The organism is Microcoleus sp. BROC3 (assembly GCF_036702515.1).
Taxonomy (GTDB): Bacteria; Cyanobacteriota; Cyanobacteriia; order Cyanobacteriales; family Microcoleaceae; genus Microcoleus.
Window position 1 is genome coordinate 91,097 of the sequence record NZ_JAUBTQ010000008.1, and the last position, 25,217, is coordinate 116,313.

General features: G+C 47.3%; 22 protein-coding genes. 10 read left to right on the forward strand and 12 right to left on the reverse strand.

What is annotated here, in order from left to right; translation table 11 throughout:
- Positions 1–7: 7 nt before the first annotated feature.
- The 6 genes from yidC to QUB30_RS07275 form a co-directional block, all read right to left on the reverse strand.
- Positions 8–1,156 (reverse strand): membrane protein insertase YidC, encoded by a 1,149-nt coding sequence (gene yidC, locus QUB30_RS07250; RefSeq protein ID WP_333331188.1) that lies wholly within the window; start codon positions 1,154–1,156, stop codon positions 8–10.
- A 204-nt stretch (positions 1,157–1,360) separates the two neighbouring features.
- A complete protein-coding gene (locus QUB30_RS07255) occupies positions 1,361–1,753 on the reverse strand; it encodes a PH domain-containing protein (RefSeq protein ID WP_333331192.1) in 393 nt (130 codons plus the stop codon).
- Positions 1,725–2,129 (reverse strand): ribonuclease P protein component, encoded by a 405-nt coding sequence (gene rnpA, locus QUB30_RS07260; protein ID WP_333331195.1) that lies wholly within the window; start codon positions 2,127–2,129, stop codon positions 1,725–1,727. Before rnpA ends, QUB30_RS07255 begins: the two co-directional genes overlap by 29 nt.
- A gap of 42 nt (positions 2,130–2,171) precedes the next feature.
- Positions 2,172–2,309 carry a 50S ribosomal protein L34 gene (gene rpmH, locus QUB30_RS07265; protein WP_332943895.1) on the reverse strand — a complete coding sequence of 46 codons (138 nt, stop codon included), beginning with the start codon at positions 2,307–2,309 and terminating at the stop codon, positions 2,172–2,174.
- A 342-nt stretch (positions 2,310–2,651) separates the two neighbouring features.
- Entirely contained in the window at positions 2,652–4,328 is a 1,677-nt protein-coding gene (locus tag QUB30_RS07270; RefSeq protein WP_333331200.1) for an HlyD family efflux transporter periplasmic adaptor subunit, read from the reverse strand.
- A gap of 163 nt (positions 4,329–4,491) precedes the next feature.
- Positions 4,492–4,962: a MarR family transcriptional regulator gene (locus QUB30_RS07275; protein WP_333331203.1), complete on the reverse strand. Its 471-nt coding sequence runs from the start codon at positions 4,960–4,962 to the stop codon at positions 4,492–4,494.
- Positions 4,963–5,266: 304 nt separating this feature from the next.
- On the opposite strand from QUB30_RS07275, the gene QUB30_RS07280 reads away from it, so the two are divergent.
- From QUB30_RS07280 to QUB30_RS07320, 9 genes are all read left to right on the forward strand, one after another.
- Complete coding sequence (locus QUB30_RS07280; protein WP_333331206.1) at positions 5,267–5,929, forward strand: class I SAM-dependent methyltransferase; 663 nt, start codon at positions 5,267–5,269, stop codon at positions 5,927–5,929.
- A gap of 124 nt (positions 5,930–6,053) precedes the next feature.
- Positions 6,054–6,290: a DUF433 domain-containing protein gene (locus QUB30_RS07285; RefSeq protein ID WP_333331210.1), complete on the forward strand. Its 237-nt coding sequence runs from the start codon at positions 6,054–6,056 to the stop codon at positions 6,288–6,290.
- Positions 6,290–6,475 (forward strand): DUF5615 family PIN-like protein, encoded by a 186-nt coding sequence (locus QUB30_RS07290; RefSeq protein WP_333331213.1) that lies wholly within the window; start codon positions 6,290–6,292, stop codon positions 6,473–6,475. Before QUB30_RS07285 ends, QUB30_RS07290 begins: the two co-directional genes overlap by 1 nt.
- A gap of 190 nt (positions 6,476–6,665) precedes the next feature.
- Positions 6,666–7,376, forward strand: a complete 711-nt coding sequence (locus QUB30_RS07295; RefSeq protein WP_333331217.1) for a M15 family metallopeptidase — start codon at positions 6,666–6,668, stop codon at positions 7,374–7,376.
- 285 nt (positions 7,377–7,661) lie between these two features.
- Positions 7,662–8,735 (forward strand): glucose-1-phosphate thymidylyltransferase, encoded by a 1,074-nt coding sequence (locus QUB30_RS07300; protein ID WP_333331220.1) that lies wholly within the window; start codon positions 7,662–7,664, stop codon positions 8,733–8,735.
- A gap of 179 nt (positions 8,736–8,914) precedes the next feature.
- Entirely contained in the window at positions 8,915–9,448 is a 534-nt protein-coding gene (locus QUB30_RS07305; protein WP_333331223.1) for a hypothetical protein, read from the forward strand.
- A 251-nt stretch (positions 9,449–9,699) separates the two neighbouring features.
- Positions 9,700–11,829 (forward strand): glycosyltransferase, encoded by a 2,130-nt coding sequence (locus tag QUB30_RS07310; protein ID WP_333331226.1) that lies wholly within the window; start codon positions 9,700–9,702, stop codon positions 11,827–11,829.
- A 164-nt stretch (positions 11,830–11,993) separates the two neighbouring features.
- Positions 11,994–13,064, forward strand: coding sequence for a glycosyltransferase family 1 protein (locus tag QUB30_RS07315; protein WP_333331229.1), 1,071 nt, complete (start codon positions 11,994–11,996; stop codon positions 13,062–13,064).
- 211 nt (positions 13,065–13,275) lie between these two features.
- The gene (locus QUB30_RS07320; protein ID WP_333331233.1) at positions 13,276–14,358 is read left to right on the forward strand and encodes a glycosyltransferase family 1 protein; all 1,083 of its coding nucleotides are present in this window, start codon (positions 13,276–13,278) and stop codon (positions 14,356–14,358) included.
- A gap of 144 nt (positions 14,359–14,502) precedes the next feature.
- On the opposite strand, the gene petG is transcribed toward QUB30_RS07320, so the two are convergent.
- Complete coding sequence (gene petG / locus QUB30_RS07325) at positions 14,503–14,622, reverse strand: cytochrome b6-f complex subunit V (RefSeq protein ID WP_015174208.1); 120 nt, start codon at positions 14,620–14,622, stop codon at positions 14,503–14,505.
- A 180-nt stretch (positions 14,623–14,802) separates the two neighbouring features.
- Here petG and QUB30_RS07330 point away from each other — a divergent pair, with 180 nt between their 5' ends.
- Entirely contained in the window at positions 14,803–15,183 is a 381-nt protein-coding gene (locus tag QUB30_RS07330; RefSeq protein ID WP_333331236.1) for a c-type cytochrome, read from the forward strand.
- 145 nt (positions 15,184–15,328) lie between these two features.
- Here QUB30_RS07330 and QUB30_RS07335 read toward each other — a convergent pair whose 3' ends face one another.
- The 5 genes from QUB30_RS07335 to QUB30_RS07355 all read right to left on the reverse strand — a co-directional run bounded on the left by QUB30_RS07335 (position 15,329) and on the right by QUB30_RS07355 (position 24,922).
- Positions 15,329–20,743, reverse strand: coding sequence for a DUF4347 domain-containing protein (locus QUB30_RS07335; protein ID WP_333331239.1), 5,415 nt, complete (start codon positions 20,741–20,743; stop codon positions 15,329–15,331).
- 772 nt (positions 20,744–21,515) lie between these two features.
- Positions 21,516–21,875, reverse strand: coding sequence for an NIL domain-containing protein (locus QUB30_RS07340; RefSeq protein WP_333331242.1), 360 nt, complete (start codon positions 21,873–21,875; stop codon positions 21,516–21,518).
- An 83-nt stretch (positions 21,876–21,958) separates the two neighbouring features.
- Positions 21,959–22,834 carry a sulfate ABC transporter permease subunit CysW gene (gene cysW, locus QUB30_RS07345; protein WP_333331245.1) on the reverse strand — a complete coding sequence of 292 codons (876 nt, stop codon included), beginning with the start codon at positions 22,832–22,834 and terminating at the stop codon, positions 21,959–21,961.
- Positions 22,824–23,684, reverse strand: a complete 861-nt coding sequence (gene cysT, locus QUB30_RS07350) for a sulfate ABC transporter permease subunit CysT (protein WP_333331248.1) — start codon at positions 23,682–23,684, stop codon at positions 22,824–22,826. Before cysT ends, cysW begins: the two co-directional genes overlap by 11 nt.
- Before the next feature lie 89 nt (positions 23,685–23,773).
- Positions 23,774–24,922, reverse strand: a complete 1,149-nt coding sequence (locus QUB30_RS07355; RefSeq protein ID WP_333331251.1) for a sulfate ABC transporter substrate-binding protein — start codon at positions 24,920–24,922, stop codon at positions 23,774–23,776.
- Between the last annotated feature and the right edge of the window lie 295 nt (positions 24,923–25,217).

Consider the following 25,217-nt stretch of genomic DNA (forward strand, 5'->3'; position numbering starts at 1 on the left):
GTTAAAATCAAGCCTTTTTCTTAGAACGCTTGGGCTCAAAGGGAAGTGCATCTAATCCTTGTTCTTTTTGGGTTTTCGCCTCTGCTTCGTCCACTATTTTTTGGAGGTTTTCGGGCAGCGGTTCTCGCGACAAAATAAACGACTGAACAGTCTGGAAGATGTTAGCAATCAGCATATACATCAACACGCCGGCGGGCAGTGGGAAGAACAAAAACATCCCTGAAAATATGACTGGCGTCAGTTTGTTTACTGTAGCCTGTTGGGGGTTGTCGTTTGGCCCTTGTGCTTGTCCCGAAAGGGTTTGGTTGATATATAAACTTATGCCGAAGCCCAAAATCATCACCAAAATATCCCAGTGGATTGTACCGTCTGAGTCGATCGCGCCAACGCGGCCTAGAGCTTCAATAAACAGGAATCCTTTGTTACTAGCCAATCCGGGGATTGTGCCTTGAACTGTGGCTTCACCGGGCGCTAAGGCCGTGATGTTTCCCTGTTCGTCTACCTTGATCAGATCTTCGCCTTTAATGACTTTCCAGCCTGGTTCAAAGTCGATTTCGCTCTTATTTTCTGCAGCTAAAACTTTGAGAGGTTTGCCCTCTGGGGTTTGAAAATTAATCTTGGTTGTGTCGCCGACTGCGAGTTTGTCGCCGCCTGGAATTACGCCTACAACTGGAGCATGAAAAGTACCTGTGACGTAAATATTTTGGGGCGGTGTAGCAAAAGCTTGCGGTTGAACAGTTTCGATTTGTTCTTTGGGCAAAACTTGAACGTTAACGCTGTAATTTATGTCAGAAAACGGCGAACCCCGGAGCGTTGCAAACAGTGCAAACAGCACTGGCATTTGCAGCACCAACGGGAAGCATCCTGCTAGAGGATTGCCAAATTCTTTGTATACTTTGCTCATTTCCTCCTGCTGTTTTGCAGGATTTTCTTTATAGAGTTTTTGAATTTGATCTACTCGCTCTTTCATCAACGGCTGCGCTACTTTCATGCGCCGCATATTGCGAAGAGAGCCTGCGTTGAGAGGATAAAGAGCAAAGCGAATCACGAGCGTCAGTGCTACGATCGCTAAACCGTAGCTTGGCACGATCCCGTAGAAAAAATCTAGGATCGGGAGCATGAGGTTGTTGGAGAGAAACGAGATACCAAAATCCATTCGCTTGTTCGTTAATTTAGGTGCTCTATGTTTACTGTTGAGAACTATTTTTACCCGCTGAACGCGAGCCGCCTCAATTTTTCGGGTTTTGTCTCTATCTTAGGACATTGCCCGTCGATCGACCGCCCGGTCTGCGGGTTTGTGGTAATGATTTGGCCAATACTCGCACTGACTTTACCCTGATTTGAGGGTGAAGGCGTTCGGTTATTTAGCTTGGGCCGCGTTTGCTTTTTGAGCTGCTGCCGGCAGTTTTTCGTTAATGTAGTCATACATTGCTCGAAATTTCGGAATAGCTCTGAGTTCCAAGCGACTGCCATTTTTCATGGTGAGCACCATGTCTCCGTAACTCCCGAAACCGCGAGGTACTGTGACCATTTTGACTATATCTGAGTAGATAACGTCGGTGCGATCGCCCCCCATCCAACCGCTGGTTACGGACACTCGGCGGCTCGTGATCCGATACCGCAGCCACAGAGCCCGGACAATTGCTCCTACTGCGAGGGGGATTCCCACCACAGTCAGCCCTAGGAGTAAGTTGATGATCAAGTCTCCCGGCGCGGGGCCGCCTTCATAATATACTTCCTCTCGAATTCCCATCTAGTACCTCGGCTTCTACCAACAACTGCTCTAATTCTTGCAGAATTTCTGCATAATTGCACTCTTGTGCGATCGGACGCACGACAATTACTAAATCCCACCCGAATTTTAATCTGGGCAATAGCTGTCGCAAAGCTGCCCGAATCTGGCGCTTAATCCGGTTGCGGACTACAGCGCGCTTGCTGACTTTCAGGCTGATAGAAATGCCTGTGCGAGTGGGCTGCAAGGATTTCTCGGCTGTCGGTTTGCTTAATTCGACGCTTTTGGGTTTGCGCAGAGCTCTTAAGCTGAAATGAGCGGAGTTGCGGCGGATTCCCTTGCGGTAGACGGCGCTGAAGTCTTTTCGGTGCTTGAGTCGGTTTGTCTCGGGCAACATGGCGTAGGGCGATCTTTGAGGTCTCTCCACCTTGATGCAGTGCTAGACTGCGAGGCGGTGGCGACCTTTGCTGCGGCGGGATTTGATTACCAATCGACCAGTTGCGGTGCGCATTCTGGCGCGAAAACCGGATGTTCTTTTTCTTTTGCGGCTGGTTCCGTGCAGGGTTTGCTGTGTCATTTTGATTTCTCCGGGCTTGTTACTTTACTTTTGATTAATATTCACAATCTTCTAGTATACCATAGAGTGGTTTTATTTGCAATAATATTTTTCCGATTGTAATCGATGGCCACTCATCACAAAGCAACAACCCGTGTTCGAGCTGGCGAACCAGATTTCGGTTTCCTTTTCACTACCCTATCCCTAACTTTCCAAAATGATATTGCAAGGGCGATCGCCCTTAACCGAAAAAAATTAAATCCCAGACTTTTCAAACTTCTCAACCTCCCAGAAGTCGGGGATTTCCTCTTCTATTCACCAAAAATCAAATCCCAGACTTCTAAATTCATCCGTGTTCTTCCCTTATTTCAGTTCCACATTTACCGTAGCAGACATCCCCGGTGCAATCCGCGATTCGTAGCCTTTAATGCTTTCGGCATCAAACACAACTTTTACCGGAATTCGCTGCACAACTTTGGTGAAATTTCCCGTAGCATTATCGGGAGGCAATAAGGAGAATTGAGCGCCAGAAGCAGGGGAGAAACTATCGAGATGACCTTCAAATTTGCGACCACCAAAAGCATCTAATTTGATTTCTACTTTTTGGCCTGGTTTCATGTTTGCCAGTTGCGTTTCTTTGAAGTTAGCAACTACCCACAAATCGTTACTGACGATCGCCATTAACGGAGTTCCCGGCTGCACCCGCTGCCCGACTTCAACGGATTTGCGGCCGATTTGTCCGGCGGCGGGAGCAGTAATATTCGTGTAGGAAAGTTGCAGTTGAGCGTCTTTAACCGCCGCTTCCGACTGCCCGATCGCAGCTTTAGCAGCATCATACTGCGATCGACTGACTTTAGTTTGTTCTCCCGTAGCTTGCGCCTGTTGCAATCCGCCCTTTGATGCAGCAAGTTTGGCTTCGGCGGTGCTGATGCCTTCTTGCGCTAGGGCGACTTTAGCTTGAGCGCTGGCGACGCCGACTTGGGCGCGCGCTACTTGGGATTGAGCTTGTTTTACCCCTTCTTGAGCTTGGGCTACTGCTGCTTGGGCTGCGGTTACGCCTTCTTTGGCTTGAGCTAAGCGCGCTCTGGCTTGGGCAATTCCTTGTTGGGCTGCGCTGGTTTGGCCTTGGGCTACTTCGTAGGCGGCTTTGGCGGAGTCTAGCTGCTGGCGGGCGATCGCACCTTCTTCCTGCAAGCTTTCGTACCGTTTATAATCAGCTTGCGTCTTGACGAGATTGGCTTGCGCTTGTACTAGCTGAGCTTGCGCTGCGGCAATGCCGGCTTCGGCTTCCGTCACTTTGGCTTGGGCTTGGGGAATTCCGGCTTCGGCTTGGGCGACTTTAGCTTGCGCTGCGGGTACGCCGGCTTCGGCTTCAGCGACTGCGGCAACGGCTGCGGGTACGCCTTGTTGCGCTTCTCTAATTGCTGCTTGGGCGGTGGAAATGGCAGCGTTGGCGCTGCCGATATCTCCTTGGGCTTGGGCTGTTTTGCCTTGGCTGGTTTGAGAGGCTAGGGAAATATTGGCTTCGGCTGCTTCGGCTTGGCGGCGGGCGTTTTCTAAGGCTGCTTGGGCTTGTTGGACTTTAACTTGGTAGTCGCGGGGGTCGAGTTCGATCAGCAGTTGTCCGGGTTTTACTTGTTGGTTGTCTTGTACTAAGACTTCGCTGACAGTACCGTTGACGCGGCTGCTGATTTGGTGGATGTGTCCGGCTACTGTGGCGTTTTCGGTTTCTTGGTGGATGGAGGCGTATTGCCAGTAGCGGTAGCCGAAGCTGCCTGCGGCGATCGCCCCTATGCCCAGCACTGCTAATATCAACGCTTTCGGGGCTTTTTTCTTGGGTGTTGCAGCCGTCGGCAGGGGTGCTTGGAGTTCTGTTTCTGCGCCTGTTTTGACCTCGGCGGGGGCGCTGATTTCTGTTTCTGGGGCGGGCGTTACGGGTAGGCTTTTAGCGATGGTGTCGTCGATCGGCTTTTCTAATACGGCGACTGCTTTGCCGTTGCCGTTGAATTCTGCTGGGTTGGTTTCGTTTGTGCCTTTCATGGTATTTGATTCCTGATACTTTAGTAAGATGTCGTTTGTTTAGGGTGCGTAGTTTTTATTTAGTAAGACGGCTTTTTTTAAGAGTGCGTAGTATTTTACGATTATTTTTAATTTAGTGGAGGTAGATGCTGCTAGGCTTCACTCAAAAGAGCGATTTGTCGGTTTACGAGAGATTGACGATCGCGATATCGATCAGTTGGGAAAAAAGTTCTCGATCGGCCTCTGAAATGCCCTCGACAGCTCGATCTCGGATTTCAGCTACTAGCGGGGGCAATATCTCTTGCAGTTCCGTGCCGGAGTCTGTCAGCCATATACGCCATATACGGCGATCGCGGGTGTCTCTCTCCCGGCGGACTAGGCCTCTTTCTTCCATGCGATCGAGCACGCCTGTCAGCGTCCCGCCTACCTGTTGCAGTTTGTCGCCAATGCTGGAAGTCGGCAAACCGTCTTCTTGCCACAAGCAGCACAGTACCAGCCAGTGAAAAGGTGTCAATCCATAGGGTTCAAGTACCTCTTGCAGCCTGCGGCTGCCTAACTGTGCCAGCAGTTTGAGCCGGTAGCCCAGGCTTTGCGGGGCGAGAACGTCGTGCCACTGAGCTAGATTTGTGCGATCGACAGTGGATGTAATAACCATAGGTTTATTAGTTAGCGTTCGTAATATTAGTGTATGATATTTTTTGGGGTTTTGTCAAGGGGGCGCAAGCAGATTTTTTGAGGCCGACAGCTATGCTAAAACCGGGAATCCGCTTAAGTCCCAGGCGGACTCGCAGGTACACTCGCAGACTGTGGCGGTGCGGAGGATATGTAGCTTTCCATAGGATTATCGATCGCACGATCGAGCATCACCCGAGTGCCGGATGTCCGCCCTGGGAGGTGTGTTTACAATTCTTAATTTTTCTTAAACTAGAAAGGATAAATCTACTTTCCCATCAGAATTTATGTTGCTTCCAGCCGACAAACGCACCAAGTTAGACGATACCGACGACAATTTGTTCTACTCCTATCCCCGGTTTGTGACGCACGTAGACGATGGATTCATTCAGCAACTAACCGATTTGTATCGGGAACGGCTGAAGCCGAATACTCGGATTTTTGATATGATGAGCAGTTGGGTTTCTCACTTCCCCGACGAGATGCAATTTGCCCATGTCGAAGGGCACGGCATGAATGAAGAGGAGTTGGCAAAAAATCGCAGACTGAATCATTATTTTGTGCAGAATTTGAACGCAAATCCCAAATTGCCGCTGCCGGATTCAGAGTTTGACGCGGTTGTCAACTGCGTTTCTGTACAGTATTTGCAACACCCGGATGCGATTTTTGCCGAGATTCACCGAATTTTGAAGCCAGGTGGCGTAGCAATTGTGAGCTTTTCCAACCGGATGTTTTATCAAAAGGCGATCGCGGCTTGGCGGGAAGGTTCGGAGGGCGATCGCGTAGAATTAGTCAAGAGTTACTTTGATTATGTCAAAGGAGCGAACATACCCGGATTTAGCAAGCCGGAAGTAATAGTTCGCAAGGCTAACTTGCCGAGTTTTATGCAAATGCTGCGCATAGGAAGCGGCGATCCGTTTTATGCGGTAGTTGCTTACCGCCAAAGTTAGGATTTTTGGGCAGTAAGGACTTTAGGACTTTAGGTGGAGATTGAAAGCACTAAAGTCCTTACTACAAACCGATCGAAAGCTACGCTTTTTAGGTTAGGATCTATTTAATATTTGCTCCTAAAATATGGAAAACCAACTTTTGCAGCGCATCACACTCGATCCCAATATCTGTCACGTAAAACCCTGTATTCGCGGTCTCCGATATCCAGTAGAGTTGATTCTTGAATTACTCAGTTCTGGCATGAATGCTAAAGAAATTATAGAAGACTATGACGATTTAGAACATGAGGATATTCTAGCTGCTTTGCTATTTGCAGCGCGGCTGACTCAAGTGAAAAGCATATACCGAGTATTAGTGTAATGAAGATTTGGGTAGATGCACAATTACCAGTACGTCTGGCGCGTGTGCTGCAATCTGCTGGTTGCGATACTATTCATACTAAGGATTTACCTCGACGAAACGCAACTCCCGATTCAGAAATTAACTTGCTTTCAATCCAAGAAAGCAGAATTGTTATCACCAAAGATAGAGATTTTCTCGACTAATTTATGATCGAGCAGCAACCTTACAAGCTGTTGATATTGACGACAGGCAACATAAATAATAACCAACTTATAGACTTATTTATGAAGAATTTGCCACAGTTGGCTGAACTATTTCAGGAACATTCATTGATATAAATGAATTGCGATACAATTGTACTTCATCAGTAATAAAGTAGAGTAAAACCTTGATATGAAACCATATCAGCAAATAGCGATCGACGAATGCGGCGAACCTTTAGTCCCGATTCCACCAGAACATTTTGCCTTTGAAATTCCGCACCCCTATCAAAAGTTGGGTGCACCCTATGACAACAGTAAAGCAGATTCACCTTACTATTTGCGGCAAGGAGTTGTAGATAGTTTAATCGCAGCTCAAACTGAGCTACAGCAAAATTATCAAAATTGGAAAATTCTGATATTTGACGCTTATCGACCGGTCGAAGTCCAGCAATTTATGGTGGATTATACTTTTAATCAAATTGCTTTAGCTCAAGGCTGCGAATTTCCGGTTTCCGAAGACAAACGCCAAGTAATTATAGAACACGTATATCAATTTTGGGCAGTACCGAGCCTCGATCGCGCGACGCCTCCCCCTCACAGTACAGGTGCTGCTTTAGATGTAACTTTAGCGGATCAAAATAATCGACCAATTGATATGGGTTCTCCGATTGATGAAATATCAGAACGTTCTTATCCCGATTATTTTGCTAACAGCAATCACCCACAAGAACAGCAATATCACCGTTTCAGGCAAATTTTAAAAAATGTGATGATAAATGCGGGTTTTCAGCAGCATCCTAACGAATGGTGGCATTTTTGTCTTGGCGATCAGATGTGGGCTTGGTTGACAAATCAAAACAATAGTGGTAGTCAATTGATTGCCCGATACGGCCGCTATTAAAAGGGTACCCAATTAAATCTGTACTGCCGCACTCGCAACCTGGAGAAACCGGGTTTCTTGACAAAAAACCTCAGCTTTTAGGTGCTTTCTTCGGGAAGAAACCAGGTTTCTGACACTCTATGCGTCCAGGACTATAAAAGCTCGATCGCCATAAATAATTTGTATCATCAGACACGACAACTCTTGCCAGCGGGGTAGCAGTGCTTTAAAATCAACAAGAGCGAACAAGTGCAGGCAAATCAAGCCAGCACCGCAAACCCTAAAGGATAACTCAGAGTTCACCCCATGAAAGCACTCATCCTCTCTGGCGGCAAAGGAACACGCTTGCGTCCCCTCACCTATACGGGTGCTAAGCAATTGGTTCCTGTAGCAAATAAGCCGATACTGTGGTACGGAATTGAAGGAATTGTGGCGGCTGGGATTACGGATATTGGGATTATTATTAGTCCCGAAACCGGCGAAGAGGTGAAGACGAAAACAGGAGATGGATCTCGCTTCGGTGCAAAAATTACTTATATCTTGCAAGCAGAGCCGGCGGGACTCGCTCACGCGGTGAAAATTGCCAGACCGTTTTTGGGAGATTCTCCGTTTATTATGTATTTGGGAGATAACTTAATTCAGAATCAGTTAGATCCGTTCTTAGAGATTTTTAACAAGCAAAAACTAGACGCCCTGATTTTGCTGCGTCCAGTTCCCAATCCCTCTGCTTTCGGTGTTGCAAAAGTTGATGATAACGGGCGAGTTTTGCAGTTAGTAGAAAAACCCAAAGTTCCGCCGTCAAATTTAGCACTGGTGGGAATTTACTTTTTTGCTCCTACTATCCACGAGGCGATCGATCAAATTCAACCTTCGCCCCGGGGCGAACTCGAAATTACCGATGCCATCCAACAGCTCATCAATCAGGAAAAAAACGTAGAAGCCTGCAATTTAGAAGGTTGGTGGCTGGATACGGGTAAAAAAGACGATTTGCTGAGTGCAAACCAAATCATTTTAGATAGCCGTATCGTAGCTTCAACTGAATTAAAAGTAGACGCAAAAAGTCAAATTATTGGGCGAGTGCAAATAGGGGAAGGAACGGAGGTAATTAATTCTACAGTTCGGGGGCCAGTGGTAATTGGGGAAAATTGCCGCATTGAAAATTGCTTTATCGGCCCTTACAGCAGTATTGCCGATCGCGTGACGATGATTGATGCTGATATCGAACACAGTGTAATATTGCAAGGGGCGAAAATAGTTGGCATTCACCAGCGAATTGTTGACAGCGTGATCGGGCAGCGAGCTCAACTAACAAATGCGCCAGCTCGTCCAAAAGCTTTGCGGTTTCTGATTGGTGATGACAGTCAAATTGAGTTAGCTTAAATTGAGATATTGCCAATATCGGAAGCAATAATCCTGATTTAACAAGAGATGAATTTTCTTGTGGGGTGGGCATCCTGCCCGCCCTTGAATAGCCAAGATGCCTGTTCCACAATTAGTTACAATTATTCAAGCAGCCAAGATGCCTGTTCCATAGTAAGTTATCTAAAAGAGAGAAAAGTTTGCAGTACGAAGAAATACCAACTCAACAAATCATAGATAGATTGCGACAAACTTTGGAGCCGCGAATTGGTATTGCCGATCTGCCGCTGTTGGGAACTGAAAATAGTGCGCTCGCCAGAGATGAAGATGACGAAGACATCGCCCTTTTAAAGGCTGGTTTCGACATTTATAACATCCCCATTACCTCTTACCAAAGACGGCTGGGTTCCGCAGTAATTGCAGTTAGAAAAATAGTCCGAAAATTACTCAGACCCGTACTCGAACGACAAGTAATTTACAATTTCGCTAATACCCGCGTCGTTCAAACATTGAGCATTCAATTGCAAAAATTGCAAGAAAATCAACAAAGCCTAGAGAAAAAAATACAAGCCGAATTCAGCAGCGGATCTCCCGAAGTTACAGCACAGCTTGAGACTCAACAAAATGCGATCGCAGCTTTTCAGTCGGAAATAGAGCAAATTAAAGCAGTGCAGCAGCAACATACTGCTATTTTAGAGAAGATTACCGCTCAATTGCTCGATCGACAACAATAAAGCATCCAAGATGACCCAAAATAATTTTGTCACAAGGCCCCAGATTTATTCGCGAGAGCAATGCTTCAATCAAAAATCTAAAATTATTCAATTCCTCAATCTAAAATCCTAAATTCCAAATCGAAAAATCCTCAATCCTTCAATTTTTCAATCTAAAAATTTTCAATTCTTCAATCCTAAATCGAAAATCTAAAATTCTTCAATCCTTCAATTACTCAATCTAAAATCTAAAATCTAAAATCTAAAATCGAATGACTGCACTGCCCATATGCTCGTTAATTATAGTCAACTATAACGGTCTGCGCCACACGAAGGATTGCTTAAAATCTCTACAAAAACTTGCGTATCCCGAATCGCAACTCGATTTAATTGTAATTGATAATTGTTCTCAAGACGATTCCGTTAATTCGCTACACGAACTATTTCCGAAAGTACGGATTTTTGTCAACTCCGCCAACAACTTTGCCAAAGCCCTCAACCTCGGCATCAGCGAAGCAAAAGGGCAATATATCGGCTTTCTAAATAACGATGCTACCCTTGACAGTCACTGGTTAGAGATACTTGTCCAAATCCTAGAAACTAATAAGAAAGTAGGTGGGACTAGCGGCAAATTGCTGTTTAAAGACGGGCGGATTAACAGCGCTGGCATTCAGCAATTACCTAATTTTTATTGGCAAGATGTCGGCTTTGGCGAAAAAGATTCTGGACAGTACGATATAGAACGGGAAGTCGAAGGGCTTTGTTGGGCGGCGGTGCTTTTTCGGAGAGAATGTCTGGAAGATGTGGGGCCGATAGATGAAGATTTTGTGATGTATTTTGAGGATGTAGAGTTTGCCAAACGCTGTCACAAACGCGGTTGGAAAATGCTTTATACTCATGCCGCCATCGCCCATCACGAATATCGGGGTTCGAGTAAAGGAAGCAAACTTACCGAGTATTTCTGCAATCGCAATCGGTTTTTGTATTTGGCAAAACATGAACCGTTGCAATTAGTATCTTCAATTCATACTTCGGATTTTTTTACTCATAAGCAGTACGAGTTGCTGTTCGAGAGTATATTTGTAGCGATTAAAAAACTTCTAGATTATCAGAAACCAGAAATCATCGAAACTGTAATCCCGCAGTTGTCGGAAAAGTTGGCAGTGATTTACAGTCGCATGAAGGTCGATCGCATTTTATCTCGGTTACAGGTGGTTCGGGGCGATCGCAAAATGTCGATCGCCATTTACGATCACGGACTGCATTTTATTGGTGGCGGTCAAAAATACGTCGCTACTCTCGCCTCGCTTCTACAAAATGAATTTGACATTACTTTTATCGCTAACAAACCAGTTGCTGTTTCCGACTTAGAATCGTGGTACGGACTCAATCTTTCAGGATGCAAAATTAAAATTATGCCCTTGGCGTTTTACGAGAAACGCGGAATGCAGTGCATCGATTCTAGCATCATCGTGGAAGATATGGAAAATCCCTTTGATGAAATTGCCAGAGAAAGCAAAAACTACGATATTTTTATCAACGCAAACCAACTGGAAAAAGTTAAACCACTGTCGCCCATATCAGTATTTTTCTGCCACTTTCCCAATACCTTCCGCAACCGTCACTTTGCTGTCGATGATTACACTTTTATTATTGCCAACAGTCAATTTACTGTTAAATGGTTGGAGAAACGCTGGAACCGACAGCCAACTTTTTTGCTTTATCCGCCCGTGGAAATGGCAACAGTTAAAGTGCCGAAAGAAAACATAATTTTGGCTGTGGGACAGTTTGAAGCTGGGGGAACAAAAAAGCAAATTGAACTAATTAAAGCTTTCCGCAGTTTGCTAGCAGATTATCCCGAAGAACTTCAAGGATGGCGGCTAATTTTAGCCGGCAGCAGCATTCCGAAAAATCCTTATTTAAAGACTGTTCAGAATTTATTGAAGCAAGATTCAAGAGCGATCGAGTTAAAAGTGAATGCTGACTTCGATGAGGTAAAATCGCTTTATGCTAGAGCGAGCATATTTTGGCATGGCTGCGGTTTGGGTGAAGTCAATCCTCAAAGATTTGAACATTTCGGGATGGCGACTGTCGAAGCAATGCAAAATAGTTGTGCTCCGATTGTTTTCAACGGCGGCGGTCAACCGGAAATAGTCGAACATGGGCGATCGGGCTTTTTGTTCAATTCCGTGGAGGAACTTTGCCAGCATTCACATCAACTAATTGTTAATCCCGATTTGCTAGCAGAACTTCAAGCTGGTGCACAGCAGCGCAGTCAGAACTTTAGACTTGCACGTTTTGAGAAAAAAGTCAATAGTTTTTTTGAGATTATTCACCAAGAATATGCTACAATTCGGCTGCCAAATCCTGCGGATATAGCTCAAATGCTCGATCGAACTTAAAAGCTAATTAAATAGTCCACCAGGGCTTAAAACCCCTAACCAAAAGCTAAACTCCTCTTGCATAGGACTAATATCAAAGTCGATTTTATTACCGTTTTCTTCAGTCCGCGCAGGCGGACTTTGTATGTGTAGTTGCGACTTTCAGTCGCCGGATATCTAAAATCATGTCTAATTCACTGTTAATCAATTTGTCCTTTTTAACACCCGAACCAACGGGAATCGGAACTTATGCAGCTAATCTTTTCCCGCAACTGCAACAGCTAGAACCCACATTACTTGCTTCCCAGCAAATTGATAATTATACTTGCTATCAAATCCCAGAAACTCTGACTCCGGATCGAGGGCCGAAAGGACAAATTAACAGGCTGCTGTGGACTCAATTCAACTTGCCAAAAATTTACAAAAAATTGCAGTCAAGCCTGATATTTTCCCCACTTCCCGAAGCACCTTTGTATTCCGGCTGCCGCTACATCGTCACTGTTCACGATTTAATTCCTTTGCGGTTTCCCCAACGGTTTTCTCGATTAACAGCTTATTTTCGATACTACATACCGCAGGTTTTGCGACAAGCAGAACACATTATTTGCGATTCTCAAGCAACTGCGGCAGATGTTGCTAACTTTTTCCAAATTCAGCCTAAAAAGATGACCGCAATTCCCCTAGCTTGCGATAATATTAATTTTAGATATCTCAACTTGCCAACCAAAAATTATTTTCTTTATACTGGCAGACACGATCCTTATAAAAACATAGAAAGATTAATTGCGGCATTTGCGAGTTTGCCCGATCGCGCAAATTGCGAATTGTGGCTAGCTGGGCCTCCCAATGCCTACACGCCACAGTTGACAGCACAAGTTGAACAATTAGGTTTACAATCTTTGGTAAAGTTTCTCGGTTACGTTCCCTATTCTCAATTGCCCGTACTGATGAATCAGGCGATCGCCCTAGTTTTTCCTACACTTTGGGAAGGATTCGGCTTACCAATTTTAGAAGCAATGGCTTGCGGCACACCAGTCATCACATCCAACCTGTCATCGATGCCAGAAGTAGCCGGAGATGCCGCATTATTAGTCAATCCTTACAGCGTCGGAGAAATAGCCGAAGCCATGCAAACAGTAGCCACAGATTCAAAAGTGCGATCGAACTTAAAAAAAGCTAGTTTAGCCAGATCGTCTCAATTTAGCTGGCACAAAACCGGAACAGCAACCGCCAACATCTTACAGCAATATCTTTAAATCTTCCCTCTCTTTCTTTCCGCACCATCTGCGGTTAAACTCACATCTTACACCCTTGTCAGCAACAGGCAAGATGCCTGTTCCACAAAAGATAAACTTTCTTGTGGAACAGGCATCTTGCCTGTTCCTAAAGTCCTAATTGAAAATGGTGTAATATCTCAGATTAAATAAAAAAAATCCCACCCAAAAACCGCAATCTACATATTATCTCATGCCCAATCCCCAATCTAACCTGCTCATCAATCTCTCCTTCCTAATTTCCAAACCAACCGGCTTAGCCATCTACGCCAAAAACTTATTTCCCCACCTAAAATCCCTCAATCCAACATTACTAACAGCCGAAAAATTCCCCAATAACAACTGCTACCAAATCCCCCGAAACCTAACACCAGAACAAGGAATCAAAGGACACATCAACCGATTGCTGTGGACACAAACCCAACTCCCAAAAATTTACAAACAGCTAAAATCTAACCTGTTATTTTCCCCAATTCCCGAAGCTCCTCTATTTGCAGGTTGCCGCTATATAATTACGGTACATGACTTGATAGCGCTGCGATTTCCCCGCCGCTTCGATCCTCTGACACCTTACCACCGCTATTACATTCCCCAAGTGCTGCGGCAGGCTCAACACGTCATCTGCGACTCTGAATCAACTGCCAAAGATATTGCTAATTTTTGCAAGATTCCTACTAATTTAATTACGCCAATTTGCCCCGGATACGACACCAGTTTTTTCCGTTTTTTAGACTTGCCAACAAGCAATTATTTTCTTTATATCGGCCGCCACAACCCCTATAAAAACGTGCAGCGAGTTGTAGCAGCGTTTGCTGCTTTGCCTCATAATTCCGAATACGAATTGTGGATAGGAGGTTCGGAAGACAAACGCTATACGCCGCTGCTGAAGGCGCAGGTTCAAGAATTGGGATTGGTCGATCGAGTAAAATTTCTAGATTACCTCCCCGCGGCCGACTTGCCCAAAATCATCAACCGGGCGATCGCGCTGGTTTTCCCCAGTCTTTGGGAAGGATTCGGGCTCCCCGTGCTCGAAGCAATGGCCTGCGGCACTCCTGTCATCACCTCTAACCTGTCTTCAATGCCAGAAGTCGCGGGGGGTGCAGCAGTATTAGTCAATCCCTACAGCGTCGAGGAAATTGCCTCTGCTATGCAAGAGCTTGCAGTGGATGCCAAAGTTCGATCGCACTTGCGGGATCTCGGTTTAGCCAGAGCAAAACAATTTAGCTGGGAAAAAACAGGGCTGCAAACTGCTGCTATTCTCGATCGATATCTTTAACCAAGGAATAAGGAAGAGGGAAGAGGGAAGAAGAAAGAAGTCAGTAGGTAGATTAATGCCCCATGCCCCATCCCTCCGCTTCGCTCTGCCCAATTCCCAATTCCCACTCCTCCTGCCAGCCTAAGTTAGGGACTGTAGCCCCTTTTACTTATTGATACCCAACTGATCGCCACGCTTGTACTGCTGATAAGCAGCAAAAAACAGCCCCGACAGAGTAACAAAGATTAGACCCAGAACAATACCTGAAAGCAGCGGTTCTACCATGAGATCTCCTTAAAGTTAAGATTTAACAACCTATTTTTAATATTACCAGCAGTTACACAGATGAATTTTCCCAAAAAGGCCCTTCCGGAAGTATCAGACCTTGCTCTCCCCGCTGCGAACGATTAAGCTATGTTATGAGAAATAAATTTTCTTGTAGATACTATTTTTAATTGAACTCCTTTGAATAACCAATTTGCCAGGAATGAAATTAAAAACCCGATCGAGCGACTTGCCATATTTGCGGTAGCGGTGTTGCTTGCCATCATCTTGGCGACGATCGCAATTCGTCAGTTTCAAGTCGCCGATCCTTACGTCAAAAGCGTACTGTCCCTCACGGGCAACCCGTTTCAGGGTTCCGCCATCTTTCAAATGAACTGTGCGGGGTGTCACATATCCGTTTCAGACAGTCAAGTCGGGCCCAACTTGCACGGAGTGTCCGAGCGCAAATCCGAATTCGATCTGATCCGCCAAGTCACCAGCGGGCAAACCCCACCAATGCCCCAGTTTCAGCCGAGTCCGCAAGAAATGGCCGACTTGCTGAAGTATCTCGAACAAATTTGACCAAAGAAGGGGAACGGAATTCGTTCCCCTTCTTTGGCAGAGCCTCGAAACCCGTGCTTCGAGGCTCTGCTTCTCGGTAGTCTCTCTCAGCAGGGACTACAGGCAACTGTAGGATCGGTTTTAACTGCCGAGTTTTATCTGCCGACTAAACCAGCAAGCTAAAACTCTGAGCCGATAACTGGCTCGGCAGCACGCCCGTCACTACAGCCAAAATCTGGTTGCTGCCCGCGATTCCGATCGCCGTGGAGCCATTAGTTTCGGTAAATGACAGTTGATTGAAGTCCAAGCCTCCCACCAAGACGATCTCATCAACTCCTTCCGTGAAGTTGATAATGGTGTCAATTCCCCCGCCCGCTGCCAAGACAAAGCCATTGCTGCTGCCGCCGATCAGAGTATCGCTGCCAATGCCGCCAAAGAGCAAGTCATCGCCGGGGCCACCAAAGAGCACATCATCGCCGCTGCCGCCAATTAAGGTATTGTTACCGTCGTTGCCGCAGAGAGTGTCATTGCCTCGATCGCCAATTAGCACGTCATCCCCAGCGCCTCCCAACATTACGTCATCGGCTTTGCCACCGTACAACAGGTCATTGCCTTGGTCGCCAGAGATCGAGTCGTTGCCAAGATTGCCATAAATCGTATCGTTAGCGAGATCGCCAAAAATCAGGTCAAAGCCTTTGCCGCCGAAGAGAGTATCGTTATCGATGCCTCCGTAGATAGTATCGTTGGCCGTATTGCCATTGATATAGTCGCCACCCTGTAAGCCAAAGATCAAATCGTTGCCGCCCAATCCGAAGATAGAGTCACTGCCGGCACTACCAACGATCGTCTCGTCGCCGTTAGGGCCGTCGATCGCATTACCCCCAGTCCGACCGGGGGGCAGATTGGGAGCGACAATCCTGGGGAAGTCCTGAGGGCAAACCAAATCTGTAGGTACAGGTGCAGGTGTCGGCGTCGGTACAGGTGCAGGCGTCGGTGTCGGTTCAGGCGTCGGTGCAGGCGTCGGTACAGGTGCAGGCGTCGGTGTCGGTGTCGGTTCAGGCGTCGGTGTCGGTTCAGGCGTCGGTGTCGGTGTCGGTTCAGGCGGTGTCGGCGTCGGTGTCGTTCCAGGCGGTGTCGGCGTCGGTTCAGGCGGTGTCGGCGTCGGAGTCGGTACAGGCGTCGGGAAGTTCCCGAAGTTGATGCCGCTGACAATAGCGCCCGAAGCCAGGGGGATGTCGGCGGGGTCGGCGGTGCTTTGGGTAAACCCAGTTTGGTTGACTTCCCGGACGCGGTAGGTTCCCGGCGTTAGGTTCGCGAACAGGTAATTGCCGGTGTTGTCTGTGGTAGTAGTAACAGGAGCAGGAGCAGTTCCAGCTACGACATTGGTTAACTGAATTTGGAAATTGGGTAAACCCGGTTCTCCAGCATCCTGAGTGCCATTGTTGTTGCTGTCTTGGAACTTCAGACCTCGGATCGCCCCCGGTTGGGGCAGGAAGTTGCCGAAGTCAATGCCCGTGATGTTATTTGGGGGATTAACCGTAACGGGGGCGGGGTTGGGGGTCGTCTGCGTCCAGCCGTTTTGCTGAACTTCCCTTACCTGGAAAGTACCTGCGGGTATGTCCTTAAGAGTGTAGTTGCCCGCAGCATCGGTGATGGTAGTGGGTTCGCCCTGCTGAAACAATCCATCCGGAGTGATACTGTCGAGGAATATTTGCCAGTTAGCTAGCCCCACTTCTCCGGCATCCTTAACGCCGTTGTTGTTGAGGTCATTGAATTTTTGACCGCTGATGGTGCTCGACTGGAAGTTGCCGAAGTTGATGTTAACGATGTCTTGACCGCTGGTGACAGTGATGTCGGCGGGGTTGGGGGTAGTTTGCGTCCAAGTAGGCTGCAAGACTTCCCGCACCTTATAGGTTCCGGCTGACAAATCGAGGAATTTGTAGTTGCCTGCGGCATCGGTGAGGGTGTTCGGTTCCCCGGTGTCGAGAGTGGCGTTATCGTTGGTATCGAGGAAGAATTGCCAGTTGGCAAGCCCTAGTTCCCCGGTATCTTGTACCCGGTTGTTGTTGATGTCATTGAACTTCAGACCACTAATCGAGTTGGGCTTGAAGTTGCCGAAATTGTTGTTTTGGGAGTCTGTGCCGCTGGTGACGGCGATCGTAAACGCGCCTGAAAGAGTAGGCGTGGCTGGGTTGACGGGAGGCGCAGTTTGCGTCCAGCCAGTTTGTGGCACTTCCCGCACTGTATAAGTGCCAGCTTTAAGGTCGTCGATCTCATACTGACCCGTAGCATCGGTGATTTCGCTTTCTTCATCAGGATCGAAGGTGCCGTTATTGTTGGCATCCACGTAGATTGTCCAGCCTCCTAGCGGTTGTTCTGCTGGCGCATCTTGGATGCCATTTTTGTTGAGGTCATTAAATTTGAGCCCCCTGATTTTGCCTAGCTGGAAGTTGCCGAAGTTTTGAGCTGTAATATTTGTGCCGCTGACCGGGTTAATTGTATAAAAAGCCGAACCGGCGGTTTGTGAGGAATCTGTCGGCACGTCTTCTCTCACAAAGTGACGACCGCTACCGACGTTGGCAAACGTATAAGTACCGGGAGGCGCAGGCGCTGTTCCGGTAACTTCTTTGGCGACTTCGGAGTCGCCGGTATCTAAAGTGCTGCTATTGTTAGTATCCTTGAACAAGCGAACGGTAGTACCGTTGAGGGGCGTGTCGTCAGCAGTGAAGCCGTTGCCGGTGAGGTCGGTGAATTTGGTGCCGCTGACAGTGATGTTTTGGAAAACGCCGAAGTTTTGAGCGGTGACAGCAGTACCGCTTTGGGCGCTAACGAGAATTGCGGCAGCGGGGAAAGAGATGCTGGAGTTGGCTGGAGGAGTGGCTTGTATCAGGTAATTGCCGGGGCCGATATCGGAGAATGTGTAATCTCCGGCTCCGGCAGTCGTTTGGGCCGTGCCGACAACAGTATCTGTGCCGACTTCCAGCGTGCCATTGCCGTTGGTGTCTTTGTATAAGTTGACGGTGACACCGTTTCGTGTAGTGTCGTCGAGAGTGAAGCCGTTCCCGGCAATATCGGTGTAGGTTTTGCCTGCGATCGATGTCAGTTTGAAGTTGCCAAAGTCTCGGCCCGTAGCAGCGTCAGCAACACCTGTGCTGTAGGGAGTTGCACCTGTAGCGGGGAGAGTTTGCTGCCAACCTGTTACTGCCACTTCCTTAATCGGGCTGTTAGTCTTGGTGTCGACGAGGGTGTATGTACCGCCTATGGCGACGGTAGCCTGCTTCTCAGTGGCGTCCGGCGCGTTGTTGTTGTTGTTGTCTACATAAATAACAAAGTTTTGCGCTGGAGTTGTGGCGGTGGCATCAGTCCCGTCTTTAGTGCCATTGCCGTTGCTGTCGTTAAATTTCTGACCCGTGACAGTGGGGCCGTATTCGTAAGCACCGATGTCAGCAGCGCCGTTGACCGTGCGTGCATAGGGCTGACCGAACTGAGTGCCGCGTTGGTCAGTAGTAAGAGCCGCACCAGTTATTGCGTTGAGGGCGGTGGCTGCGTTGCCAGTATTGATCGCGGGGCTGCCAATAAGTAAGGCGTGGGTTGAAACAACACCGCCATTATTTTGCAGGGGGCCAAGTAAGGCCGCACCGCCAATTAAGTTGTTGGCACCTGTTGATACGACGTTACCTGTAATGTCAGGATTAGCACCGCCAGTATTGCCTGAGATGATTGTGTTGTTGGCGTTGACAGTCCCAGCGTAGGAAACACCGCCGCTATTGGTGCTGGCAGTGTTGAGGGTAATGGTCGTATTAGCTAGGTTAGCTGTAGCACCTGTGTTGACAAAAATCGCGCCACCTAAGCCCTGACCGGCAGTACCGTTACCTCCAGCGGCACCACCTGTCGCTGTATTCGCGCTAAAGGTGCTGTTGCTCACATTTAAGATGCTGCCTGTATTGAGGAAAATAGCACCACCTAGACCCGATCCACCGCCACCGCCAGTAGTACCGCCGGCACCAGCACCGCCACCGCCACTAGCACCACCAGTGCTTCCAGCACCGCCGCCACCACCAAAGCCACCAGCACCACCAACACCAACAGTACCAGCGGTACCAGCAACAGTACCAGTACCACCAGCACCACCAAGGCCACCGGGGCCGCCACCGCCACCGACACCACCAGCACCACCAGTGCCACCAGCACCACCGTTACCACCGTTACCAGTGCCAGTCCCATTCTGACCAGCGCCACCAGTGCCACCAGCACCACCACCACCACCGAAGACTCCAGTACCGCCAGTACCACCAGCACTACCATTGCCTCCAGCGCCGTTGGTGGCTCCACCAGTACCACCAATGCCACCAGTACCACCAGTACCACCAGGGAAGCCAGTACCACCAGCAAGAGCAGTACCACCAATACCACCAGTGCCATCAGGAGTACCACCTGCGCCACCAGCCCCGGCCGCACCAGGGGTACCGCCTACGCTACCGGTGCTTAAGTCGCTGTTGCCACCTGCACCACCGTTCCCGGCTGCACCTGCACCACCTGTTGCTGTATTGCTAGCAAAGGTAACGCTGTCAATTTTGACAGTGCCCTTGTTGACAAAAAGTGCGCCTCCTAAGCCAGCGCCGCCACCACCACCAAGAGTTCCCGGTTTGCCAATTGCTACTCCATTTTGAAGTGTGAGGTTAGATAAGGTGACTGTAGCAGTGGTGTCCACGAAAAATAGTCGGCTATTACCACCGCCGTTGATGGTAATCCCAGTTGTAGCGCTGCCAACAAAGTTAACAGGGTTAGTAATTACAGGCAGAACTTGTCCGGGACTGAAGGTGATAGCAGCAGTGATGTTGATATCATCAGCATCCGGCAGGACATTAGCAAAAAGGATGGCGTTGTTGAGACTGGTAAAGTCGGTAGCGCTAAAGGTTGCTAACACGCCGCTATAAGCTTCCCTCGCCTCAGCAGAAAATGCCAATGGTGTTTCTATGTTGCCAGTAGTTACTTCGAGTTCCCAGTCTCCACCCAAGGCGGCACTCCCGGTCAAGTTGTCTGAAGCTGCAATATTTGCCCCCGTGAGCTGGCTCAGCCTTTGGACGAAAGCCACACCTGCTTCTGTGGCGGCGACGTTGCAACCGTAAAGCAGAATTTCGGGTTTAGCTGTAATTGGAGAGTTCGAGTTTGCTTCGGCTGCTGGCAAAGCAAACCATGTTTCTAAATAATTGCGGTAGCTTTCAATGTTGCTGAGATTGAGTTCTGTGCGCCCCAGTTGCAAGCTGGCTGCTGCGCCGTGAGATAAAATGTGGACGGCTGCAATGTTTTTCCGCTGTTTAAGTGTTTCGGCGATTTGCTCGATGCCGTCGCGATCGGCTTTCAGAATAACAATTTCTGTATCGGGATTCGCCGTTTCTGTTAAACTTTCGCAATCTGTAACTTGTGAATCTGCAAAAACTATCTGGTGTTTCGGTTCTTTATAAAGTTCCACGATCAAATTCTCCTGGTACACACACATCAAATTCATAGCACAAACCAACCGCAGCAGCGATCGATCTTTTTCCGGTGCGGAGGAGAGTCGATCGCCCCTAACTTTCACCTCAATCGAATATTGACAAAAATCTTTTTTTATGCTCCCTTCGCCTAACTGAGTTAGTTTGATTGTTGAGAAGTTTTAAAGGGAGGTATTGTTCCGGCTGTTACAAATAATGTTGGAGAAGACTGGCGCGCTGTTTTTTGATATTCCAGAGATGGAAAATATACCAGATTTTATAAAAATTGTCAATCAAATAAACGGATGGCGATCGATCTTTGTTAGTCAGGACTTACGCACAGAATCTACCTGTAGGGTGCAAAGAGCGCATCTTACCACTACAGATAGTGTAAAAAATGATTCCTTGCGAAAGTTCTATTAGTCAATAGTCCTCAGTCACCGTTATTAGCTCAGTCTTGTATTAGCTCAGTCTTGAACGCACGCTTCTCAAAAAAACCCCGTTTCTCCTTGTCACGTTCGAGGGTATATGACCAAGTTACGCCAAGAAACCGGGTTTTTGCGTCCCTGACTGTAGCTGTAAACTGATATTATTTGGTAGTGGTTAGCTGCTGAATGATATGTATGTGCGATCGAACAACCGCAATCAAATTGGTTTGTAGTGAGGAATGCAAGTCCTCATAAAACTCAGAGGACTAAAGTCCTAACTACAAACGTGATAACGGTTATTTGACAGGAATAGATATGACGGAGGAATGCTGACTCATGAGCAACATTCCTGGAGACTATTAGACTCAATAAACCGGGAATAGGAAATAAACTTCTGGAAAACGCAGAAGTTTATTTCCTATTCCCGGTTTCTGCGTCCTAGAGTGACTAATTACCAAGTTTCTTCATCGGGATTATTGGAATTGCTCCAGATTTCCACATCTAAATCATTGAGATAAATCAGAGCAGTTTCAATCTGTTTACTTGTACCGTTAAGTTCCAAATCAAACCAACCGTCATCTAAAGTTTTGACACCCAAAAACGCTGCATTAAAATTAACCGTCAAACCGTATTCAGAAATCAGGTGAGAAATGACTGGTTCCTGATGGTATTCTTTAGGAATACGAATCCGAATTCGGGTTTGAGTTTGTCTGGTGTCGCCATTCTCAGATTTGGGAATATCTGATTCTTGGGTTTTGTGAAAATCGCCTATACCCTCAAATTTAGATTCGCTAGTGTTGTGAGCTAACATTTGGGCCTCCTAATATTTACTGGTTTCAGGGAAGAGGTGTACACTGCATAATTACAGCCTTAATGACAAATGACAAATGACTGTTATTCAACTTCTTTAATGCTAGTTTTTCGTTCTAAAATCTCCTTAAGTACAAGGGTAATAACTCCTAAAAAACCTAGAATTACCGCCGCTGAAAATGCGGCTTGTGTCGCATACTGCTTGTAAGCATCCTCTACAAACAAAGGCAAAGTTTGCGTTTTTTTAGCAATATTTCCCGATACCACAGAGACGGCTCCAAATTCTCCCATTGCTCTAGCATTGGTCAAAATTACCCCGTAAAGCAATCCCCAGCGAATACTGGGAAGCGTGACATTCCAGAAAATTTGCCAGTCATTTGCTCCCAAAGTTTTCGCCGCTTCTTCTTGATCTGTTCCCACTTCTTCCAAAACAGGAATCACTTCGCGGGCCACAAAAGGCAAGGTAACAAAAGCAGTAGCCAGTACCATTCCAGGGAATGCAAAAATAACCTTGATATTGGCCGCCTCCAGCCACGGCCCGAACCATCCCACCCGACCGTAAAGCAGTACAATCATTAAACCTGCAACTACGGGAGATATGGCAAACGGCACGTCTAAAATGCTAATTAATAGCGTGCGCCCCCGAAATTTATTGCGGCCAATTACCCAGGCTGCACACAAACCGAAGACTGTATTTACAGGCACAACTATCAGAGAAATTATCAGGGTAAGTTGGGCTGCATGCAGAAAATCGGGCGAGGTTAAGTTAGAAATAAATGGCTCAAATCCTTTTCGGAAAGCTTGGTAAAAAACGTTGAGCATGGGGATGAATAAGACGAGAGCAAGATAGCCGCTCGCAATTCCGATTAAAGTTGGTTTTACCCAGGCTTTCTCCTGACTGCGACTAGAACCCGCAGGCGGAAATTTGTAATCAGCGGGTGAATTGATATTAGCCGTCATAGCGTCTTCTCCATGCTTGTAATAGATTAATTGCGAACAGCATTGCCAGGGAAATAGCTAACAGGATAGTGCCGATAACTGTTGCTCCTGCATAGTCGTACTGTTCCAATCTTTGAAAAATTAATACTGGCGCGATTAAATCTTTGAAAGGTATGTTAGAAGCTACAATTACAGTAGAGCCATACTCGCCAACCGCTCGCGAAAATCCGAGGGCAACTCCGGTTAAAATAGACGGAAATAACGGGGGTAAAACTACTCGCCAGAAAGTTTGAAATTGAGAAGCACCCAAGCACCAAGCTGCTTCTTCGATGTCTTTTTCCATTTCGTTTAAAACTGGCTGTACAGTCCGCACGATAAAGGGCAAGGAAATAAATATCATGGCTATTCCTACGCCCAAGCGAGTAAATGAGATCTTGATTCCCAAGGGTGCAAACAGCCCGCCGATCCAGCCGTTATCGCTGTAAACTGTGGCGAGTGTTAAACCGGCGACGGAGGTGGGCAGTGCAAAAGGTAAATCGACTGCTGCATCGACAACCCGTTTTAAGGGAAAGTCGTAGCGGACTAATACCCAGGCAATTAATGTGCCGAATACTCCGTTAATTAATGCCGCCATTAATGCGGTAAAGAAGGTGACATCGTAGGCGGAAAGGGCGATCGGACTTGTGGCAATTGCCCAAAATTCGGCGGGGTTTGCTGTGCTGGCTTTCAGCAGCATTGCTGCAACTGGGAGCAATAGCATTAAGCTGAGGTAGCCTAGGGTGATGCCCCAAGGTAATGTGATTTTGCCGATCGCCTTTTTGATATTTGCGATCGGAGACTCAGGGTTGCTGGTTGGAGATGATACAGCCATAAGTGAATAGTTTTGAGTTGTCAAGAATAGTGAATCTTTTAGAGCCCCGACAACTTCCGGGAAGTCGGGGCTCTGGGCATTCTGTTTTTTTACTGTTTAATTGAACCTTGGATTTTGTCAAAAACAGCTCCGTCATCGAAGAATTTCTGCTGAATATCTCCCCAACCTCCTAAGTCTTGAGCTGTAAATAGGGTTTTGATGGGGGCATATTTTTTGACAAATTCTGGTTCCGCCGCTACTGTCGCATCTACTGGGCGGAAGCCTACTTTGGCAAATTCTCGCTGAGCTTCTGGGGTGTAGAGAAACTTGACAAATGCTTCGGCGACTTCGCGAGTACCGTGTTTATCAACGTTTTTATCGACGATGGCAATCGGATTGTCGATCGAAACATTGACTTCGGGAATACTATAAGTCGGTTTTTCGCCTTTCTCACCTGCCAGAAGAATCTCGTTTTCGTAGTTAATTAAGGCGTCGCCTTGCCCTTGTTTGAAAAATACATCAGTGGCTTCGCGGGCATCTTTAGTCAGAATCGGGACGTTTTTGTAGACTTTAGTAGTCAAGTCTAATGCTTTGGTTTCGTCTCCTCCGGTTTTAACAACCGAGCCCCAAAGTGCGAGGAAATTCCAACGGGCAACGCCTGATGTTTTGGGATCGGCAGTAATCACTTTTACTCCGTCTTTGCTTAAATCTTCCCAGGTTGTGATGCCTTTGGGATTGCCTTCACGGGTAACTATTGCTCCTACCGATTTGCTGACTATGCCTTCGTTGGGAACTTCTTTTTCCCACCCAGGTTGAATTAGTCCGGCTTTTTCGATTTTTGCAGTGTCGAGGGCGAGGGCTAGGTGTACGATGTCTGCTTCTAAACCGTCAATTACGGCTCTCGTTTGGGAACCGGAACCGCCGTAGCTTTGGTTGAAGGTGACGGTTTGGCCTTTTTCTTTTTGCCACTGTTCTACGAATTTGGGAATTATCGCTTCGTGGGCGGCTTTGGTGACGGCGAAGGAAACGAGGGTTAATTCTACATTGTTGCCTTTGTTGGCTGCTGGGCTAGCACCGCCTGGAGTCGCTGCGGGGTTGTTGCTGATTCCCTGACCGCAGGATGCAACGGCCAGACTTAAACTTATTCCCACTAAAAATAGCGACACAAATCTTTTCAGCGCAGTAAATGATTGATTTGTGCTGGCTGGTGGCTGTTGCGGCCACTGAAGGTGTTGAGTTAGGCGTTGCCACGGACTCATTATATTTGTTCCTCTAGTAAAAGTACGGTTATTAGGTCGGAATACCGTAATTATGGTTGTGAAGTACGATTATAGACAAGAGCGAGTCAAATGGCAACAAAAAAAACGAATTGGGTGAACTCAGGGTCGATCGCATATCCTGAAGTCTTTTCCGTCGGTGCTTTAGATTCAGATTCGGGGTAAAATGTAAAGTGCATAAATAAATATTATTATTGAGTAAAGGTGTTAAGCTGGCGCGGCTGCACGATACGCCTTACGGAGACGCTGACCGATCGCCCAAATCTAAGATCCCCGC